The 20630-nt window shown below is 68.1% G+C and carries 15 protein-coding genes; 9 read left to right on the top strand and 6 right to left on the bottom strand.

The genetic code is table 11. The features are described 5' to 3' along the window. The first annotated feature begins 1 nt into the window (after position 1). The 3 genes from RNZ50_15250 (at position 2) to RNZ50_15260 (ending at position 3048) form a co-directional block, all read left to right on the top strand. Positions 2–1012, top strand: a complete 1011-nt coding sequence (locus tag RNZ50_15250; protein MDT8856350.1) for an ArsJ-associated glyceraldehyde-3-phosphate dehydrogenase — start codon at positions 2–4, stop codon at positions 1010–1012. Beyond that, positions 955–2253, top strand: coding sequence for an organoarsenical effux MFS transporter ArsJ (gene arsJ / locus RNZ50_15255; protein ID MDT8856351.1), 1299 nt, complete (start codon positions 955–957; stop codon positions 2251–2253). Before RNZ50_15250 ends, arsJ begins: the two co-directional genes overlap by 58 nt. 312 nt (positions 2254–2565) lie before the next feature. Next, positions 2566–3048 carry a PaaI family thioesterase gene (locus RNZ50_15260; GenBank protein MDT8856352.1) on the top strand — a complete coding sequence of 161 codons (483 nt, stop codon included), beginning with the start codon at positions 2566–2568 and terminating at the stop codon, positions 3046–3048. A 13-nt stretch (positions 3049–3061) separates the two neighbouring features. On the opposite strand, the gene RNZ50_15265 is transcribed toward RNZ50_15260, so the two are convergent. Beyond that, complete coding sequence (locus RNZ50_15265; protein MDT8856353.1) at positions 3062–3967, bottom strand: LysR substrate-binding domain-containing protein; 906 nt, start codon at positions 3965–3967, stop codon at positions 3062–3064. A gap of 159 nt (positions 3968–4126) precedes the next feature. On the opposite strand from RNZ50_15265, the gene katG reads away from it, so the two are divergent. Further along, positions 4127–6292: a catalase/peroxidase HPI gene (gene katG / locus RNZ50_15270; protein MDT8856354.1), complete on the top strand. Its 2166-nt coding sequence runs from the start codon at positions 4127–4129 to the stop codon at positions 6290–6292. 475 nt (positions 6293–6767) lie between these two features. Here katG and RNZ50_15275 read toward each other — a convergent pair whose 3' ends face one another. Next, the gene (locus RNZ50_15275) at positions 6768–7913 is read right to left on the bottom strand and encodes a type III PLP-dependent enzyme (protein MDT8856355.1); all 1146 of its coding nucleotides are present in this window, start codon (positions 7911–7913) and stop codon (positions 6768–6770) included. Positions 7914–8128: 215 nt separating this feature from the next. Here RNZ50_15275 and RNZ50_15280 point away from each other — a divergent pair, with 215 nt between their 5' ends. The 3 genes from RNZ50_15280 (at position 8129) to RNZ50_15290 (ending at position 13015) form a co-directional block, all read left to right on the top strand. Further along, the gene (locus RNZ50_15280) at positions 8129–8560 is read left to right on the top strand and encodes an Lrp/AsnC family transcriptional regulator (GenBank protein ID MDT8856356.1); all 432 of its coding nucleotides are present in this window, start codon (positions 8129–8131) and stop codon (positions 8558–8560) included. A gap of 152 nt (positions 8561–8712) precedes the next feature. After that, entirely contained in the window at positions 8713–11787 is a 3075-nt protein-coding gene (locus tag RNZ50_15285; protein ID MDT8856357.1) for a valine--tRNA ligase, read from the top strand. Positions 11788–11908: 121 nt separating this feature from the next. Continuing rightward, on the top strand, positions 11909–13015 hold the full coding sequence (locus RNZ50_15290) for a pyridoxal phosphate-dependent aminotransferase (GenBank protein MDT8856358.1): 1107 nt from the start codon (positions 11909–11911) through the stop codon (positions 13013–13015). Here RNZ50_15290 and RNZ50_15295 read toward each other — a convergent pair whose 3' ends face one another. Beyond that, positions 13016–13396: a DUF4177 domain-containing protein gene (locus RNZ50_15295; GenBank protein ID MDT8856359.1), complete on the bottom strand. Its 381-nt coding sequence runs from the start codon at positions 13394–13396 to the stop codon at positions 13016–13018. 113 nt (positions 13397–13509) lie between these two features. After that, complete coding sequence (gene gatB / locus RNZ50_15300) at positions 13510–15021, bottom strand: Asp-tRNA(Asn)/Glu-tRNA(Gln) amidotransferase subunit GatB (GenBank protein MDT8856360.1); 1512 nt, start codon at positions 15019–15021, stop codon at positions 13510–13512. A gap of 172 nt (positions 15022–15193) precedes the next feature. On the opposite strand from gatB, the gene RNZ50_15305 reads away from it, so the two are divergent. Continuing rightward, positions 15194–15781 carry a transglycosylase SLT domain-containing protein gene (locus RNZ50_15305; GenBank protein MDT8856361.1) on the top strand — a complete coding sequence of 196 codons (588 nt, stop codon included), beginning with the start codon at positions 15194–15196 and terminating at the stop codon, positions 15779–15781. An 80-nt stretch (positions 15782–15861) separates the two neighbouring features. On the opposite strand, the gene RNZ50_15310 is transcribed toward RNZ50_15305, so the two are convergent. Both RNZ50_15310 and pepN read right to left on the bottom strand, forming a co-directional pair. Next, a complete protein-coding gene (locus RNZ50_15310; protein MDT8856362.1) occupies positions 15862–16329 on the bottom strand; it encodes a hypothetical protein in 468 nt (155 codons plus the stop codon). A 103-nt stretch (positions 16330–16432) separates the two neighbouring features. Beyond that, entirely contained in the window at positions 16433–18991 is a 2559-nt protein-coding gene (gene pepN / locus RNZ50_15315) for an aminopeptidase N (GenBank protein MDT8856363.1), read from the bottom strand. Positions 18992–19084: 93 nt separating this feature from the next. On the opposite strand from pepN, the gene RNZ50_15320 reads away from it, so the two are divergent. Continuing rightward, complete coding sequence (locus tag RNZ50_15320; protein MDT8856364.1) at positions 19085–20605, top strand: FAD-binding domain-containing protein; 1521 nt, start codon at positions 19085–19087, stop codon at positions 20603–20605. Positions 20606–20630: the final 25 nt, after the last annotated feature.

Genomic DNA, 20630 nt, shown 5'->3' on the forward strand with positions numbered 1-20630 from the left:
CATGCCCCGTATCGCCCTGAACGGCCTTGGCCGGATCGGCAAGCTCGCCCTGCGCCGGCTGACCGACCTTGGCCTGCAAGACCGCATCGTGCTGCTGAACGACCCCGCAGGCACCCCCGAGCAGCACGCCCTGCTGATGGAGTTCGACTCGGTGCATGGCCGCTGGCGGGCCGAGATCAGCCATGACGCAGACAGCCTGACCCTGAACGGCCACCGGATGCGCCTGACCGCGCGGAAACGGATCGAGGATCTGCCGCTGGCCGATCCGGGCATCGATCTGGTGATCGACGCGACAGGCGCGTTCAGGACCGCGGCGCAGATCGCGCCCTATTTCGCGGCAGGGGTTAAGAAGGTGCTCGTCGCGGCCCCGGTCAAGGACGGCGGCGCGCTGAACCTCGTCTATGGCATCAACCATCACCTCTACGACCCGGCGACGCACGACCTGGTCACGGCGGCAAGCTGCACCACCAACTGCCTCGCCCCGGTGGTCAAGGTGATCCACGAGGCGCTCGGCATCCGCCACGGCTCGATCACCACGATCCATGACGTGACCAATACCCAGACCATCGTCGACCGCCCGGCGAAGGACATGCGGCGCGCCCGCTCGGCCCTGATGAACCTGATCCCCACCACCACCGGGTCGGCCACCGCCATTTCGCTGATCTACCCCGAGCTTGCGGGCCGACTGAACGGCCATGCGGTGCGGGTGCCGCTGCTGAATGCCTCGCTGACCGACTGCGTGTTCGAGGTCGAGCGCCCGACTGCGGCGGAAGAAGTGAACGCCCTGTTCCGCACCGCCGCCGCCGGGCCGCTGGCGGGCATCCTGGGGGTCGAGGACCGCGCGCTGGTGTCGAGCGACTTCCTGAACGACGACCGCTCGGCGATCATCGACGCGCAATCGACGATGGTGGTCAACGGCACGCAGGTGAAGGTCTACGCCTGGTATGACAACGAATGGGGCTACACCTGCCGTCTGGTCGATGTGGCGCGCATGATCGCGGCCTCGCTGTGACGGCGGCGGGCGATGGCGGCCTGCGCGCCTATGCGGCGGTCACGGCGGCCTACTGGGCCTTCATGCTGTCGGATGGCGCGCTCAGGATGCTGGTGCTCCTGCATTTCAACGCGCTCGGCTTCACGCCGCTGCAACTGGCGTGGCTCTTCCTGCTCTACGAGGTGGCGGGCATCGTCACCAACCTGTCGGCGGGCTGGATCGCCGCCCGCTTCGGGCTGACCCGCACGCTCTACGCGGGCCTCGGGCTCCAGATCGCGGCGCTGATCGGCCTTGCCCAGCTTGATCCGGGCTGGAGCGTGGCGGCCTCGGTCGGCTTTGTCATGGCGGTGCAGGGGGTGTCGGGCGTGGCCAAGGATCTGGCCAAGATGGCGTCGAAATCGGCCGTCAAGGTGCTGGCCCCGTCAGAAGGCGCGCTGTTCCGCTGGGTGGCGGTGCTGACCGGCTCCAAGAACGCGGTCAAGGGGCTGGGCTTCTTTCTGGGCGCGGCGCTGCTGGCGGGCTTTGGCTTCGTGCCGGCCGTGCTGGGCATGGCTGCGGTGCTGGCGGTGATCCTGGCGGCGGTGACGGCCTTCATGCCCGCGGGCCTGCCCACGGGCCGGAAGGGCGCGAAGTTCAGCGCGGTCTTTTCCAAGGATGCCCGGATCAACCGCCTGTCGCTGGCGCGCCTGTTCCTGTTCGGGGCGCGCGACGTGTGGTTCGTGGTCGGCATCCCGGTCTATTTCCAGTCGGTGCTGTCGGATGGCAGCGACGAGGGGCGCCGTGCCGCCTTCTTCCTGATCGGCGGCTTCATGGCGCTGTGGATCATCGCCTACGGCGCCGTGCAGGCCGCAGCCCCCCGCCTGCTGCGCGCAAAGGGCCGCCCGGTGGCCGCACTGGTCCGGTCGGCCGCGACCTGGGTCGGGGTGCTGGCAGTTCTGACGCTGGCTCTGGCCGCCCTGCCGGTGCTGGGCGCCGGAACGTGGCTGACCGCAGCACTGGTGGCGGGGCTGCTGGCCTTCGGCTTCGTCTTCGCCATCAACTCGGCGCTGCATTCCTACCTGATCCTCGCCTTCAGCCAGGCCGAGCGGGTGACGATGGATGTCGGCTTCTACTACATGGCCAATGCGGCCGGCCGTCTGCTCGGCACGCTGCTCTCGGGCCTCAGCTACCAGTTCGGCGGCCTGCCCGCCTGCCTCGCCACCGCCGCCGCCATGGCTGCCCTCAGCTGGCTTGCGGTGCGCCGCATCCCCGCCCCCGCCTGACCCTTTCTTCTGTTTTCAAATATCCCCGCCGGAGGCTCCCGCGCCCGCCCCGCAGTGTGCCCTTTCCCGTCCAGAGCCGGTCCTTCCCCTTCTTCTGTTCTCAAATATCCCCGCCGGATGCTCCCGCGCCTGCCCCGCAGAGTGCCCTTTCCCGTCCAGAGCCCGTCCTTCCCCTTTCTTCTGTTCTCAAATATCCCCGCCGGAGGCTCCCGCGCCCGCCCCGCAGGCCGGCCGTGCCTGCTCGCGCTCACCGTCGGCCCTCCCCTCGACACCGCCGCGCGCGCGGGCGACAAAAGGGCAAAGGAGTCCGCCATGCCCGCCCCCTTCACCGCCCGCAGCCCCGATGACATCGCCGACCGTGCCACGCTTCTGTCGATGTCGGGGCTGGCCTTCATCCGGGCGATGCTCGACGGTCACCAGCCGATGCCCGCGATCGTCGACCTGATGGGCATCCGGCTCGAAGCCGCGTCAGAGGGGCGGGCGGTGTTTCGCGGCACGGCTGCGTTTGCCCATACCAATCCGGTCGGCGGGGTGCATGGAGGCTGGTATGGCACGCTGCTCGACAGTGCGATGGGCTGCGCGGTGATGACCGTCGTGCCGCAGGGGCGCTGGTATACCACGCTGGAATACAAGGTGAACCTGACGCGCGCCCTGCCGCTGGGGGTCGCGGTCCTGTGCGAAGGCGTGGTCGATCACCCCGGCCGCAGCACCGCCGTGGCCCGGGCCGAGATTCGCGGCGCCGAAGACGGCCGACTTTACGCCACCGGCTCGACCACCTGCATCCTGCTGGCCTGACCGGTCCGGCCCGTCACTGCGCCGCGACCTGCGTATCGCCGCCGCGGCGGATGATCGCCGCGACATGTGCGAAGTGATCCGCCAGCGGGTTCGACCTGCGCCAGACCATGCCGATGGCCCGGCCCGGGCGCGGATGGTGCAACCGGGCCACCGATACGGCGGCCGAGCGGGTTTCCATCGCGATGGCCATCTGCGGGATCAGCGTGACCCCGATCCCGGCCCCGACCATCTGCACCAGCGTCGACAGCGAACTGCCCTCCATCAGGTCGCGCGGCACGGCGGGCGTCATCGAGCAGAACGACAGCGCCTGGTCGCGGAAACAGTGGCCTTCCTCCAGCAGCAGCAGGCGCATCCGCCACAGCGCCTCGGGGGTCGGCACCGGCCGGCCCGCGTGATCCAGCGGCCGGACCAGCACGAATTCCTCCTCCAGCAGAGGTTCCTCGTGCAGCGACGGCTCCGACACCGGCAGGGCGACGATCGCCGTATCCAGCCGCCCCTCGGCCAGATCGGCGAGCAGCTTCTTCGTCACCGCCTCGCGCGGCCAGAGGTCGAGCCCGGGGCAGTGCCGCGTCAGATCCTGGATGATGGTGGGCAGAAGGTAAGGCGCCACGGTGGGGATGACCCCGATCCGCAACCGCCCCAGCAGCGGGCTGTGGGTGGCCCGCGCCAGGTCGCCCAGCTCGTCCACCGCCCGCAGGATGGCGCGCGCCCGGCTGGCGAAGGATTCGCCAAGGCTGGTCAGGCGGATCTGCCGCGCCCCCCGTTCGACCAGCGGCGCGCCCAGCATTTCCTCCAGTTCCTTCATCTGCAACGACAAGGCGGGCTGCGAGATCGCGCAATCCTCGGCGGCGCGGCCGAAATGCGCGTGCCGGGCCAGCGCCTCGAAGTAGCGGATGTGTTTCATGGAAATGTTCATCATTTGAAAAACATATCATAGATATTAGAAAATGAAAGTAGCCCAAATCGCGAAACCTTGCTATCTGGCGTTCAGACAGCGAGCGACCGGCCGGGATTCTGCCCGCCCCGGTCGGCCGCGCCCGACCCGATGCAGCAAGCGAAGCCACGAACGGAGAGCGACATGGATGGAATTGCCAATGATACCGCCGGCAAATGCCCGGTGATGCACGGTGGCATCACGACCACCGCCACCACGGCCACGGACTGGTGGCCGAATGCCCTGAACCTCGACATCCTGCACCAGCACGACAGCAAGACCAACCCGATGGGAACCGCCTTCTCCTATCGTGACGAGGTGCGCAAGCTCGACGTTCCCGCGCTGAAGGCCGACCTGCACGCGCTGATGACCGACAGCCAGGACTGGTGGCCGGCCGACTGGGGCCATTACGGCGGCCTGATGATCCGCATGGCATGGCACTCGGCCGGGTCCTACCGGATGGCCGACGGGCGCGGCGGCGGCGGCACCGGCAACCAGCGTTTCGCGCCGCTGAATTCCTGGCCCGACAACGTGAACCTCGACAAGGCCCGCCGCCTGCTGTGGCCGATCAAGAAGAAATACGGCAACAGGCTCAGCTGGGCCGACCTGATGATCCTGGCGGGCAACGTCGCCTATGAATCGATGGGGCTCAAGACCTTCGGCTTTGCCTTCGGCCGCGAGGACATCTGGCACCCCGAGAAAGACACCTACTGGGGCTCGGAAAAGGAATGGCTTGGCGCGACCCGCTATGAAGGCGATGCCCGCGAGTCGCTGGAAAACCCGCTGGCCGCCGTGCAGATGGGCCTGATCTACGTCAACCCCGAGGGCGTGGGCGGCGTGTCGAACCCGCTGCGCACCGCGCAGGACATCCGGCTGACCTTCGCACGCATGGCGATGGACGACGAGGAAACCGTGGCCCTGACCGCAGGCGGCCACACCGTCGGCAAGTGCCACGGCAACGGCAATGCCGCGCTGCTGGGCCGGGAACCCGAAGCGGCTGGCGTCGAGGAACAGGGCCTTGGCTGGCACAATCCGGCCGTTCCGGGCAACGGCCGCCACACCGTCAGCAGCGGCATCGAAGGCGCCTGGACCACGCACCCGACCAAATGGGACAACGGCTATTTCAAGCTGCTGCTCGGCTATGACTGGGAGCTGAGGAAAAGCCCCGCAGGCGCAACCCAGTGGGAGCCGATCAACATCCGCGAGGAAGACAAGCCGGTCGATGTCGAAGACCCGTCGATCCGCGTGAACCCGATCATGACCGATGCCGACATGGCGATGAAGATGGACCCGGCCTACCGTGCCATCTCGGAACGCTATTTCGCGGATCCGGCGCATTTCTCCGAGGTGTTCGCCCGGGCCTGGTTCAAGCTGACCCACCGCGACATGGGGCCGAAGGTGCGCTACATCGGCCCCGAGGTGCCTGCCGAAGACCTGATCTGGCAAGACCCGGTCCCCGCAGGCCGCACCGACTATGACGTGACCTCGGTCAAGGCGCGCATCGCCGCCAGCCGCCTGAGCGTGAGCGACCTTGTCACCACCGCCTGGGACAGCGCGCGCACCTTCCGCGCGTCCGACATGCGGGGCGGGGCCAATGGCGCGCGCATCCGCCTTTCGCCGCAGAAGGACTGGGTTGGCAACGAGCCTGAACGTCTGGCCCGCGTGCTGGGCGTGCTGGAAGGCATCGCCGCAGAAACCGGGGCCAGCGTGGCCGACGTGATCGTGCTGGCGGGCAACACCGGTGTCGAATGGGCGGCGGCGGCGGCCGGTTTCCCCGTCACCGTGCCCTTTACCCCCGGACGCGGCGACGCGACCGACGCGATGACCGACGCGGCCTCGTTCGACGTGCTGGAGCCGATCCACGACGCCTACCGCAACTGGCTGAAGCAGGATTACACCGTCAGCGCCGAAGAGCTGATGCTGGACCGAACGCAGCTGATGGGCCTGACAGCGCACGAGATGACCGCGCTGGTCGGGGGGATGCGCGTCATGGGCACCAACCACGGCAACACCCGGCATGGCGTGTTCACCGACCGCGAAGGCGCGCTGACCACCGACTTCTTCGTGACCCTGACCGACATGGCCAATACGTGGAAGCCGGTCGGCAACGGACTTTACGAGATCCGCGACCGCAAGAGCGGCGCGGTGAAGCATACGGCAACCCGGGTCGATCTGGTGTTCGGATCGAACTCGGTCCTGCGCGCCTATGGGGAAGTCTATGCCCAGGACGACAACAAGGAAAAGTTCGTGACCGATTTCGTCGCAGCCTGGACCAAGGTGATGAACGCGGACCTTTTCGCGGACGCCTGACCCGGAAAGCCGACCCCTGCGGCACCGGAAACGGCGCCGCAGGGACGATGCTGCGAAGCACCTGCCCCCGGCATTCTCAGCGCAGGAGGGTGGGGACAGAGTTGTTGACAAGGTATGCCAACTGTACTTCTGGCGCGGGTATGTCTTTTCCATGGCCGCCGACATGGCAAGTGTGCACGGCCCCCCCGCCCGGTCTGCGGGGGGCAATGCGTTTGCGGGCAGCGCCGGGGGATCGGGGGGAGCACGCGGAACGGGTGCCTGACCGGGGCGTGACACGGCCGCTCCGGACAAGACGGCCGGTCGCGACGGTGCCCAGCGGGCAGAGGGCGTGGTGCGGGCGGTGGCGTGACGGACGGGCGGAGCCGGACACCCTGGCCGAGCCTTGGGTCGCTGGGGCCAAGGTCGGCGGGGCATCTGTCGGCGGACCCCGACGGCGGACCCCGGCCGGAAAGACCCCGGCCGGGGGTGCTGCTGCTTAGAGCTTCAGCGACAGCACGGTGGCCATGCTCAGCTCGCCAAAGCCGTTGAAGCGGGTGTTGGTCACGGTGGAATAGGCGCCCATGCCCTCGAACACCACGAAGTCGCCTTCTGCCACGTCGCCCGCCAGCGTCACTTCGCCGGGCAGACGGTCGACCGAGTCGCAGGTCGGCCCGAAGATGATGCGGTCCTTGGGCGCGCCGTGGCGGCGGTCGCCTTCCGGGGTCAGCACCACCACGCGGTCGATCACGCCGACCAGCGGCAGTTCGGCCAGCGCGCCATAGACGCCATCGTTCAGGAAGACATGGGTGTCGTCGCGCAGCGCCTTGACGCGGGTGGCCAGCGTGAAGGCATCCCCGCACAGGCCCCGGCCCGGCTCGCACACCAGCAGCGGACGGTCGGCGCCGAACGCCTCGCCCGTCACGCGGTCGATCAGCGCAAAGGTCGCCTCAAGCTGCGGGATGACGCCGTGCAGGCGGTGCGACGGGAAGCCACCGCCGACGTTCAGCCGGGCGATGGTGACGCCCGCATCGCGGGCAATCTCGGCCGCGGCGCGGATGTAGGATTCCCAGGCGTGCGGGTCGGTGCATTGCGTGCCGGGGTGGAAGGTGATCGACGGGATGAACCCCGCCGCCGCCACGGTCTTGAGAAGGTCCACCGCGACATCGGCGGTCGCGCCGAACTTGGCGCCGAAGTTGTAGGCCGCCCCGGCCACCGGCAGCTTGAAGCGCACGGTGATCTCGCAGCCCTCGGCGGGCACCAGTTCGATCAGCTTGGCCAGTTCGGACCGCGAATCGACCGACCAGGATTTGACCCCGGCCTCGACCGCCATCGCGATCTCGGCCCGCGAGCGCACCGGGTTGTTGTAGTGCAGCGCCGCATCGGGGGCGAGGCGGCGGATCATGCGGATCTCGTGCGGCGAGGCCACGTCATAGCCGCGAATCCCCGCCTGCGCGAGGTTTTCCACCACGACCTCTTCGGGGTTGGACTTGACCGCATAGGTCACCATGCCCGGAAAGCCGTCGATGAACCGGCGCGCCGCAGCCTGCAACGCGGCGGGCGAGAAGAACAGCACCGGGGTTTCGGGCGCACGGGTGCGCAGATACTCGGTCGGGTTGGTCCAGATCGTTTTCGAGAGTCCCATCAGCGTTTCCTTTTCTGCCAACAAGACGCAAGCCCATTGCCCGACTGCTCTCGGGTAGGCGGCACCTGCGCGGTTCATCCAAACCAGGCCAGGTGCGTATGAGCCGCCCTTTTCCTGAAAACAAGGATGTCGGATATGAGGCACATTTTCACCGATCAAAAGAGTAGATATGTGTGGTATGATCGTTAGAATGACGACAAGGATGGACAAACTGCATGGATGAACTGGATCGCAACATCGTGGGGCTGCTGGGGGCCGATGCGCGGATGTCGGTGGCGACGCTGGCGCGCCGGCTGAAGGTCGCGCGCTCGACCATCCAGGCGCGGCTGGAGAGGCTGGAGACGACGGGCATCATCGCGGGCTACACCCTGAAGCTGGGCGAAGCGGCCCGCCAGGGGCGGCTGCGGGCCTCGGTGCTGATCACCATCGAGCCGCGGGCGCAGGCGGGCATCCTGACCCGGCTGAAGTCGATCGCCGAGGTCGAACGCGCCTTCACCACCTCGGGGCGGTTCGACCTGCTGCTGCAGATCGCGGCGCCGAACACCCAGGTTCTGGACCAGGTGCTGGACCAGATCGGCGCGATGACCGGAGTGAAATCGTCCGAAAGCCTGATCCACCTGTCCACAAGGATCGACCGGGCGGTGTGAGGCAAGGGGCGGCCTCGGGGGGCATCGAGCCCCCGCTCGGCCGCGCTGACGCGTCCCGGCGACCCGAGATTTGCCACGCCGCGGCGGCAGAGGCGCTTGGCCTTCGCGCCCCGATTGGATAGAGAAAGCCAACGCTTTCAGGGATGCCCAAGATGCCGATGGAAAAGACCTTCAACGCCGCCGAAGCCGAGGCACGCCTTTATGCCATGTGGGAGGACGCAGGCGCCTTCAAGGCCGGGGCCAATGCCAGGCCGGGAGCAGAGCCGTTCTGCATCATGCTGCCGCCGCCCAACGTCACCGGCACCCTGCACATGGGTCATGCCTTCAACCACACGCTGATGGACATCCTGATCCGCTGGCACCGAATGCGCGGCTTCGACACGCTGTGGCAGCCGGGACTCGACCATGCCGGGATTGCCACGCAAATGGTGGTGGAACGCGAACTCGCCCGCACCGGCCAGCCTGCTCGCCGCGCGCTTGGCCGCGAAGCCTTCGTCGCCAAGGTCTGGGAGTGGAAAGAGCAGTCCGGCGGCACCATCGTCGAACAGGACAAGCGGCTGGGCGCGTCGATGGACTGGTCGCGGCTGGCCTTCACCATGGATGACGCCTTCCACGACGCGGTGATCAAGGTGTTCGTCGACCTGCACGCCAAGGGCCTGATCTACCGCGGCAAGCGGCTGGTGAACTGGGACCCGCATTTCGAGACCGCGATTTCCGATCTGGAGGTCGAGAACATCGAGGTCGCGGGCCACATGTGGCACTTCAAATACCGCCTCGCGGGCGGTGAGACCTATGAATATGTCGAGAAGGACGAGGATGGCGCGGTGACGCTGCGCGAGACGCGCGACTACATCGCCATTGCCACCACGCGGCCCGAGACCATGCTGGGCGACGGCGCGGTGGCGGTGCATCCGTCGGACGCGCGCTATGCCGGGATCGTCGGCAAGATGGTGCATCTGCCGCTCTGCGACCGCCTGATCCCGATCATCACCGACGAATACCCCGACCCGCTGTTCGGTTCGGGAGCGGTCAAGATCACCGGCGCGCATGACTTCAACGACTACGCGGTGGCCAAGCGCGGCAATATCCCGTGCTACCGCCTGATGGACAGCCGCGCCGCGATGCGCAGCGACGGCGCACCCTATGCGGAAGCCGTGCTCCGCGCCCGCGAGATCGCGGAAGGCGCGCCCACCGACGAGGCGGAAGTTGACAGCCTGAATCTCGTGCCCGAGAAATACCGCGGCCTTGACCGGCTCGCCGCGCGCCAGTTGGTGATCGACGACATCACCGCCCAGGGCCTTGCCGTCACCACGCTGGAAAAGACCATCGACCCCGAGACGGGTTCCGAACACCTGACCCGCGTGCCGGTGGTCGAGGCGAAAAAGATCATGCTGCCGTTCGGTGACCGTTCCAAGGTCGTGATCGAGCCGATGCTGACCGACCAGTGGTTTGTCGATACCGCGAAGATCGTGCAGCCCGCCATTGATGCAGTGCGCAATGGCGACACGGTGATCCTGCCCGAACGCGACGCCAAGGTGTATTTCCACTGGCTGGAGAACATCGAGCCGTGGTGCATCAGTCGCCAGCTCTGGTGGGGGCACCAGATCCCGGTGTGGTACGGCCTGAACCTCGACGCCGAGGGCTTCACCGACGACGAGGGCGACAACGCGCTGGACGAGGTCGAGATCCTCGGCATCCTCGGTGACGGCGGCTACATCGACCGCGAGGCCCGGCACCATTGCGCCGCCGACCTTGCCACGGTGTCGGACCGTTTCCGCGACGATCTGGCCAGCCTGCCCCACCCGCTGAACGCCGCCCGCATCGTTGAAGTCGCCGACCGCCACGCCGCCGTCGAGGCGCTGGCCGCCAGCCTGGCCGACTATGCCGTCAGCCAGGACCCGACGCATCTCGCCTACCCGATCTGGCGCGACGCCGACGTGCTCGACACCTGGTTCTCCTCGGGCCTCTGGCCGATCGGCACGCTGGGCTGGCCGGAGAATACGCCCGAACTGCAACGCTATTTCCCGACATCGACCCTTGTCACCGGGTTTGACATCATCTTCTTCTGGGTCGCCCGGATGATGATGATGCAGCTTGCCGTGGTGGATCAGGTGCCCTTCAGGACCGTCTACGTCCATGCGCTGGTGCGTGACGAGAAGGGCAAGAAGATGTCGAAAAGCCTGGGCAACGTGCTCGACCCGCTGACGCTGATCGACGAATACGGCACCGACGCGGTGCGCTTCACCCTGACGGCGATGGCCGCGATGGGCCGCGACCTGCGGCTTTCGACCCAGCGCATCGCGGGCTACCGCAACTTCGGCACCAAGCTGTGGAATGCCTGCCGCTTTGCCGAGATGAACGGCGTCTGGGAAGGCCACGCCACCTCTGCCCCGCCCGCGCCGCAGGCCACGGTGAACCGCTGGATCATCGGCGAATGTGCCCGGGTGCGCACGGAAGTCGACGCCGCCCTTGCCGCCTACCGCTTCGACGCCGCAGCCAACGCGCTTTACGCCTTTGTCTGGGGCAAGGTCTGCGACTGGTATGTCGAATTCGCCAAGCCGCTGTTCGACGGCGATCAGGCGGCCGAAACGCGGCAGACCATGGCCTGGGTGCTGGACCAGTGCATGATCCTGCTGCACCCGATCATGCCCTTCGTCACCGAGGAGCTGTGGGCCACCACGGGCAAGCGCGCGAAGATGCTGGTCCACACCGACTGGCCGACCTACGGGCCCGAACTGGTCGACGCCCCGGCGATGCGCGAGATGACCTGGGTCACCGGCCTGATCGACGAGGTCCGCTCGGCCCGCGCGCAGATGCATGTGCCGGCCGGGCTGAAGCTCGACATGCTGCAGCTTGATCTCGACGCGGCGGGGCGCGCCGCGCTTGCGGCCAACGAGGGGCTGATCCTGCGGCTTGCCCGGCTCGAGTCGATCACCGAAGCCTTGGCCGCCCCGAAGGGCGCAATCGCGATCCCGGTCGAGGGCGGCAGTTTCGTGATCCCGCTGGCGGGCATCATCGACATTGCCGAAGAACAGGCCCGGCTTTCCAAGACCTTGGAAAAGCTCGAAAAAGACCTGAATGGCCTGCGCGGCCGCCTTGCCAACCCCGCCTTCCTCGCCTCGGCCAAGGAAGATGTGGTGGACGAGACGCGCGAGAAGCTGGAACAGGGCGAGGAAGACTCCGCCAAGCTGAAGGCCGCCCTGAAACGACTGGCCGAGATCGGCTGACCGTTTCTCGTTGGCCCAAATACCCTCGGGGGGAGCCTGTGATGCAATCACAGGCGCGGGGGGCAGACAGCCCCCCGTCCCGCCCCTTGCGCAAAGCCGCCGTTTCGCGTTGAGTTCGCCGATGACCCACACCCGCTACACCGCGCTCGTCGCCGCCCTGCCCGCCTCGGTGCCCTTTGTCGGACCCGAAACGCAGGAGCGTGCCCGGGGCCGCCCGTTCGCCGCCCGGCTTGGCGCGAATGAAAGCCTGTTCGGCCCCTCGCCCCGCGCGGTGGCGGCGATGGCGGCGGCGGCCGCCGACGCCTGGATGTATGGCGACCCGGAGAACCACGACCTGCGGGCCGCGCTGGCCGAACATCACGGGGTGGATGCGGCCAACATCGTGGTGGGCGAGGGCATCGACGGGCTGCTGGGCTATCTCGTGCGCCTGCTGGTGGACCCCGGCGATGCGGTGGTGACCTCGGACGGGGCCTACCCGACCTTCAACTTCCATGTGATGGGCTATGGCGGCGTGCTGCACAAGGTGCCCTACCGGGACGACCATGAAGACCCGCTGGCGCTGGTGGAGCGGGCGCAGAATGTGGGGGCAAAACTCCTCTACATCGCCAACCCGGACAATCCGATGGGCAGCCACCACCCCGCCACCTTGATCGAGGACATGATCGCTGCGATGCCCGAAGGCACCCTGCTGGTGCTGGACGAAGCCTATATCGACCTTGCCCCCGCAGGCACCGCCGCCCGCATCGCGCGCGATGACCCGAGGGTGATCCGGATGCGGACGTTTTCCAAGGGCTACGGCATGGCCGGAGTGCGGGTCGGCTATGCCGTCGCTGCCGAAGGGCTGATTTCCGCCTTCAACAAGGTGCGCAACCATTTCGGGGTCGGGCGGATCGTGCAGGCCGGGGCGCTGGCGGCGCTGGCCGATCAGGATCATCTGGCGGGCGTGTGCGCGCAGGTGGCGGAGGCCCGTGCCGAAATGGGGCGGATCGCGGCGGCCAACGGGCTGGTGGCGCTGCCTTCGGCCACCAACTTCGTCACGCTCGATTGCGGTGCCGATGGCGCCTTTGCCCGGCGGGTGCTGGCCGAACTGATCGCGCGCGACATCTTCGTGCGGATGCCATTCGTCGCACCGCACGACCGCTGCATCCGCGTCAGTCTGGGCGATGCCCCGGCGATGGCGGCCCTTGCGGCGGCGCTGCCCGCAGCACTGGCGGCAGCGCGCGGCTGATCATTCCGCCGCGTGCCCCCGTACCGGACCAAGCGCCGGACCAAGTGCGGGAGCCGAGTTGGCGGCCGGGGTCAGGATCAGCGGCACGGCAGTCGCGGGGGCCTCGGCGCGCAGCGGCATGAACACCGGCGAAACGGCCTCGGCCTCGGCAAGTTCCCGGCGAAACACCAGCATGTTCTGGAAGGTGGACTGCCTGCCGGTCAGGCCCACCCGTTCCTCGCAGGGCAGGGTGTCGGCGCGCTGGTATTCCCAGCCGTCGCGGCCAAGCTCGTTCATCAGCCCGGTCAGGGTCAGGGCGAAACGGTCGGCGGTGGTCTTGCTGCCGCGCACCTTCTCGCCACGCACCGGGGCGGGAATCACCTTGTATTCGTAGCGCGGCATCCGATTCCCTCCGTGACAGTCGGCAGATCATACAAGCCGGTGCCGGGCCGGCCAACCCGGCCCCGGCCCGACTGACGCAGTTGTGTGCGGATTCGTGCTGTTGTGGCGGGGGCCTAGAGCCCCAGCTTGCGCCCCACCATCTCGCCCACCACGGCCGGGTTGGCCTTGCCGCCGGTGGCCTTCAGCACCTGGCCCGTGAACCAGCCTGCCAGCCGCGGGTTGGCGCGGGCCTTTTCGACCTGCGCCGGGTTTGCGGCGATCAGCTCGTCGATCGCGGCCGCGATGGCGGCGGTGTCGGTGACCTGCTTCATGCCGTGGGCGGCCGCCACCTCTGCCGGGTCGCCGCCGGTGGTCCACAGGATCTCGAACAGATCCTTCGCCATCTTGCCCGAGATTTCGCCCGAGGCGATCAGGTCGAGCATCCCGCCCAGCTGCGCCGCCGACACGGGCGACTCTGCGATGCTCAGGCCCTGCTTGTTCAGCCGCCCGAAAAGCTCGTTGATCACCCAGTTCGCCGCCATCTTGCCGTCGCGGCCCGCCGCCACCGCCTCGAAGAACGCGGCGCTGTCCAGATCGGCGGTCAGCACGTTGGCGTCGTAATCGGTCAGGCCGAAACCGGCCATGAAGCGGGCCTTCTTGGCGTCGGGCAGTTCGGGCATTCCGGCCGCGATCTGGTCCACCCAGGCCTGCTCGATTTCCAGCGGCATGAGGTCAGGGCACGGGAAGTAGCGGTAATCATGCGCTTCTTCCTTGGAGCGCATCGAGCGGGTCTCGTTGCGGTCGGGGTCGTAGAGCCGGGTTTCCTGCTGCACCGTGCCGCCATCCTCCAGAATCGCGATCTGGCGGCGGGCCTCGTAGTCGATCGCCAGCTGGATGAAGCGCATCGAGTTCATGTTCTTGATCTCGCAGCGCGTGCCGAGGTGGCCGAAATCCTGCGTCGCCTGATACTTTTCATACTGGCCGGGGCGGCAGACCGAGACGTTGACATCGGCCCGCAGGTTGCCGTGCTGCATGTCGCCGTCACAGGTGCCGAGGTAGCGCAGGATCTGGCGCAGTTTTACCACATAGGCAGCCGCTTCCTCGGGCCCGCGGATGTCGGGGCGGCTGACGATTTCCATCAGCGCGACGCCGGTGCGGTTGAAATCGACAAAGCTCAGCATCGGGTCCATGTCGTGGATCGACTTGCCCGCGTCCTGTTCCAGATGGATGCGCTCGATCCGCACCAGACGCGCGACCCCCGGCCCCATGTCGACGATCACCTGCCCCTCACCCACGATGGGGTGGTAAAGCTGGCTGATCTGATAGCCCTGCGGCAGGTCGGGGTAGAAGTAGTTCTTGCGGTCGAAGGCCGAGGTCAGGTTGATCTGCGCCTTCAGCCCCAGCCCGGTGCGCACCGCCTGTTCGATGCAATACTCGTTGATCACCGGCAACATGCCCGGCATCGCGGCATCGACGAAGGCGACGTTGGCGTTGGGTTCCTGCCCCACCTGCGTCGAGGCGCCGGAAAACAGCTTGGCGTTCGAGGAGACCTGGGCATGGATTTCCATCCCGATCACCAGTTCCCAGTCGTGCTTCGCCCCGGCGATGACCTTGGGTTTCGGGGTGGCAAATGGCAGGTCGAGCATGGCGTTTCCCTTCGGCAATCCCCGCCTTTCTAGGCAGGCGGCGCGCGGGGGGCAAGGGTGGCGCGGGCGGAAATCGGCCGATGCCGGGGCGGCGGGCTTGCCAGAACCGGGGTCGGCCGGGCAAAAGCGGCGCTGACGCCCTGGATGGCGCGGGTCATGTGGACGGTTGCGGATGCGGAAAACGGGGATCTTGCTGGGTTTGATGCTGTCGCTGCCGCTTTCGGCCTGCATGGCGACTCCGTCGGACGAGGCAAGCCGGGCCCGCCCGGTGATGGGCTGGGACCATCGCCCCGAAGCGGCACACTGGACCGAGTCGACGCTGGTCGCGGTATCGACCAAGGACGCAGCGCTGGCCAAGACCGTGCCGCGCGACATCGAAACCTGGTGCCCCGATTACGCCAATGCGACGATGCCCGAGCGCCGGGCGTTCTGGACCGGGATGCTGTCGGCCGTGGCGCGCTATGAAAGCAGCTGGAACCCCAAGGCGGCGGGCGGCGGCGGGCGCTGGATCGGGCTGACCCAGATCTCGCCCCAGACCGCGCGCGGCCATGGCTGCGATGCCACCAGCCCGGCGGCGCTGAAAGACGGCGCCGCAAACCTGTCCTGCGCGGTCGAGATCATCGCGTCGGCCGTCGGGCAGGATGGCATGGTAGTGGGCAACGGCCGTCAGGGGCTGGGCCGCGACTGGATGCCGTTCCGCGATGCGGGCAAGCGCGCCGCGATGGCGGCCTGGATCCGAGAACAAAGCTACTGCCAGTAGCGCAGGGCTACCGGCAGTAGCCGGTCAGGCCAGACTCGGCGGTGCGGCTGCACCGCTTTTCGTCAGGCCCGACCAAGGGGTCACATGACCGACTTCATCGCGTCGATTGCCAGCATATCGGGGTTCTTGCCGCATTCGATGGCGGTTTTCGACATGATTTCCATCATGTTTTCCGGGGCGTCGGCGCCGCCGGTGTTGTCGTTGGCCATGGTCTCGCCTTCGACGGTCACCGGTTCCGCATCGCCTGCCGGAAGGGTCACGGCTGCCGAACCGGGGGCCGCTGCGACGCCGCCGGTATTGTCGTTCGGCTGAACCTCGGGGGTCACGAGCGCGCCTGCCCCCGGATCGCTGGGCACGGTCAGGGTGACAGCGGCCGGCTCGGGTGCCTGGAAGGCAATGGCGACGCGCATCTGGTCATTGGCGCTGAGCGCCGAATACTGCGAGCAGGTCAGGGTGGCGGAATCCATCACGGTATCTTGCGCGAACAGCGGTGCGGCAAGCGTGCCTGCGACAGCGGCGGTGACGGCGAGTTTCATGAAGTTAACCATTTGATACCTCTTTCGGGAATTCACGCCATCCGTATCGGCGTTGCCAGACAACGCCGGGTGCGCGAATTGGTTCCCGCCAGATCGCGTCGCGCCGGGCGCGCGATCAGTCGCCACGCATCCGCCCCGCCATCTCGCCCAGATCGCGGCTGAGGCCCGGCGTGGCGAGAATCCGCGCCAGTTCCTGCCGGATCATCCCCTGCCGGTCGGCATCGTAGCGCGACCAGCTGTCGAAGGCGGTCGACATCCGCGCCGCCGTCTGCGGGTTCACCGGGTCGAGCCGGATCAGCCAGTCGGCCAGCAGCCGGTAGGCCGCACCGCCGGCATGGTGAAAGCCCGCGTGGTTGCCCGACAGCGCCCCGATCACCGCGCGGAAGCGGTTGGGGTTCTTCCAGTCGAAGGCCGGATGGCGGGTCAGCCGGTCGGTCAGCGCCGCCGCCTGCGCCGGGGCGGCATAGGCGATCTGCAGCGCGAACCACTTGTCCATCACGAGCCGGTCCGCGGCCCAGCGGGTCTGGAAGGTGGCAAGCTGGTCCTGCCCCAGCCCCGCGTCGAGCAGGCAGGACAGCGCGCCGACCTCCTCGGTCATGTTGTCGGCCTGCGCGAACAGGGTGGCGGCGGCTGATCCGCCATCGAGCCGGGTCTGCAAGGCAAGGCAGGCCAGCCGCAAGGCCCGCCTGCCCGCCGCGCGGGCGTTGGCGCTGAAGGGCCCCGGTTCGGCCAGACTGGTCATCAGCGCCGAAAGCTGCGGGGCCAGCCGCACGGCAAGCGCCTGCGCCATGCGGGTGCGGGCGTCGTGGATGCGCTCGGGGTCGGGCACATGGCCTGCGGCGTGCAGGGTCGCGGCCATGTCGTCCTCGCCGGGCAGGCGCAAGGCCAGCGCGCGGAACGCGGGGTCGAGGCTTTCGTCCACCGCCACGCGGGCCAGCGCATCCAGCCAGTCCGGCGCGGGGGCGGCATCGTCGGTGACGATGCGGCCCATCACGTCCTTTGCCAGCGCGCGCCCGGCCTCCCACTTGTTGAAGGGGTCGGTGTCATGCGCCAGAAGGAAAGCGCGTTCCTCGGCCGAGGTCGGCCGGTCCAGCACCACGGGCGCCGAAAACCCGCGCAGCAGCGACGGGATCGGGCGGCTGGCCAGGCCGGGGAAGCGGAAGCTCTGCCGGGCCTCCGTCATCTCCAGCACGGTGGTCGGCAGCACTTCGTCGCCATTGGGGTTCAAGAGCCCCAGCGCCACGGGAATCACCTTGGGCGCCTTGACCGGCTGGCCGGGGGTGGCGGGGTTTTCCTGCTCCAGATGCAGGGTCCAGGTGCCATCCTCCCAGTCTTCGCTGACCTTCAGCCGGGGGGTGCCCGCCTCTGCATACCAGAGCTTGAACTGGGTCAGATCGCGCCCCGTCGCATCCTCGAACACCGCCAGCCAGTCCTCGATGGTGGCCGCCTCGCCGTCGTGCCGGGTGAAGTAGAGGTCAAGCGCCTTTGCATAGCCCGCATCCCCCACCAGCCGCTTCAGCATCCCGATCACCTCGGCGCCCTTTTCATAGACGGTGGCGGTGTAGAAGTTGTTGATCTCGACATAGCGGTCGGGGCGCACCGGATGGGCCAGCGGGCCGCCATCCTCGCGGAACTGCCGGGCGCGGAGCGTCAGCACATCCTCGATCCGCTTCACGGCATGGCTGCGCATGTCGCCCGAGAACTGCTGGTCGCGGAACACGGTCAGCCCTTCCTTCAGGCAAAGCTGGAACCAGTCGCGGCAGGTGATGCGGTTGCCGGTCCAGTTGTGGAAGTATTCATGCGCGATGATCGCCTCGATCCGGGCGAAGTCGTCGTCCGTCGCGGTTTCGGGCAGGGCAAGGACGTAGCGGGAGTTGAAGATGTTCAGCCCCTTGTTCTCCATCGCGCCCATGTTGAAATCATCGACCGCGACGATGTTGAACACGTCGAGATCGTATTCGCGGCCATAGGCGGTTTCGTCCCAGCGCATCGAGCGGATCAGGCTGTCCATCGCATAGGCGCAGCGGTCCTGGTCGCCGGGGCGGACCCAGATGTTCAGCGCGACGGGGCGCGCCGACATGGTGGTGAAGGCGGCGGAATGGGCAACCAGATCGCCCGCCACCAGCGCGAACAGATAGGCGGGCTTGGGCCACGGGTCATCCCATTCCGCCCAGCACGGCCCCTGCCCCACCGGGTTGCCGTTCGAGAGCAGCACCGGCAGGTCTGATTCGACGCGGACCCGGAAGCGCGCCATCACGTCGGGCCGGTCGGGGTAGAAGGTGATCTTGCGGAAGCCTTCGGCCTCGCACTGCGTGCAATACATGCCGTTCGACATGTAAAGTCCCTCCAGCGCGGTGTTGGAGGCGGGCGAGATTTCGACCTCGGTTTCCAGCGTGAAGGGGCCGTCGGGCAAGAGGTCGGCGGCAAGCGTCAGGCCGGTGTCGTCGGGCGTGGCGGTGACCGGGCGGCCGTCGATGGCGGCGCGGATCAGCGCCAGGTTCTCGCCAGCCAGCCGCAGGTCGGGGCGGCCCGCGCGGTCGGGGTTGGGCGCCATGTGCAGGCGGGCCACGACCCGCGTCGCGGTCGGGTGCAGCCGGAAGGTCAGTTCGACCCGATCGACGCGGTGGCTGGGCGGCAGGTAGTCGGCAAGCAGGATCGCGGCGGGTTGGGTCATCGGGGTCTCCTTCTTGGCCCTACACTAGGCGGCGCGCGCGCGGGTGCAAGCGGGGGCTTTACCTTTCCGCCCCGATGGCTAGAAGTTTGTTCCATGAATGTTCTCGTCTGGTTCAAGCGCGATCTGCGCACGGTGGATCATCCGGCCCTGGCCCTGGCCGCCGGGCTTGGCCGGGTGTTGCCGCTTTACGTGGTCGAGCCGGAGTATTGGGCGCTGCCCGACACCTCGGCCCGGCACTGGGCCTTCACGGCGGAATGCCTGGAGGATCTGCGCGCGGCGCTGGCGCAGATCGGCGCGCCGCTGGCGGTGCGGGTCGGCGATGCGGTCGAGGTGCTGGAAAAGACCTGCCGCGCCAACGGCATAACCCGGATCGTCAGCCACGAGGAAACCGGCAACCTGTGGACCTGGGGCCGCGACCGGCGCGTGGCGGCTTGGGCGCGCGCCGCGGGGGTCGACTGGGTGGAACTGCCGCAATCGGGCGTGGTGCGCCGGTTGCAGAGCCGGGACGGCTGGGCCGGGCAGCGCGATGCCTTCACCGGGGCGGCGCTGGCCGAGGTGGAAGGATTGTCGGCGGTGCCGGGGGTGCTGCCCGGGCTGATTCCCGGCGCGCGCGCCCTGCGGATGGCCGAGGACCGCTGCCCGCACCGGCAGGCCGGCGGGCGGGCGCGCGGTTTGCTGGAGATGGAAGGCTTTCTGCGCGTGCGGGGGGAACCCTACCGCGCCGCCATGGCCTCGCCCGTCACCGGAGAACGGGCCTGTTCGCGCCTGTCGCCCCATCTTGCACTGGGAACGCTGTCGGGGCGCGAGGTGGCACAGGCCACGGCGGCGCGACAGGACGAACGGCCCGCGGGAAACTGGGGCGGGTCGCTGCGGTCGTTCCAGAGCAGGCTCGCCTGGCGCGACCATTTCATGCAGAAGCTGGAGGATCAGCCGTCGATCGAGACGCGCTGCCTGCATGCCGCAGCCGAAGGTCTGGCGCGCGGCAGCGATGCGGCGCGCCTTGCGGCCTGGGCGGCGGGGGAAACCGGGTTGCCGTTTCTCGATGCCTGCATGCGTTACCTTGCGGCGACCGGCTGGTTGAACTTCCGGATGCGGGCAATGGTGTCGGCCGTGGCGTCGTATCACCTGTGGCTCGACTGGCGGCCCAGCGGGACGCATCTGGCGCGGATGTTCACCGACTATGAGCCCGGCATCCACTGGCCGCAGGTGCAGATGCAATCGGGCACCACCGGCATCAACACGCCGCGCATCTACAACCCGGTGAAACAGGGGCTGGAGCAGGACCCGGCCGGCACCTTCACCCGGCGCTGGGTGCCGGAACTGGCCACCGTGCCCGACGCCTTTCTGCAAGAGCCGTGGAAATGGCCGGGCGCGCAGGGTCTGCTGGGGCGGCGCTACCCCGAACCCGTGGTCGATGTCGCCGCCGCCGCCCGCGCAGCACGCGAGGCGGTGTTCGGTCTGCGGCGAAGTGCAGGCCACGCCGCCGAGGCCGCCGGGATCGTGGCGCGCCATGCCAGCCGCGCCGACGGCAGCGGCCGCTTCGTGAATGACCGAAAACCCGCACCGCGCAAACCGCGCCCGGCGGCGGTCGGGCAATTGAGCCTCGATCTGTGATGGCCAGTATGGTGCCCGAGGGCAA

The sequence above is a fragment of the Paracoccaceae bacterium Fryx2 genome (assembly GCA_032334235.1).
Lineage (GTDB): Bacteria > Pseudomonadota > Alphaproteobacteria > Rhodobacterales > Rhodobacteraceae > JAVSGI01.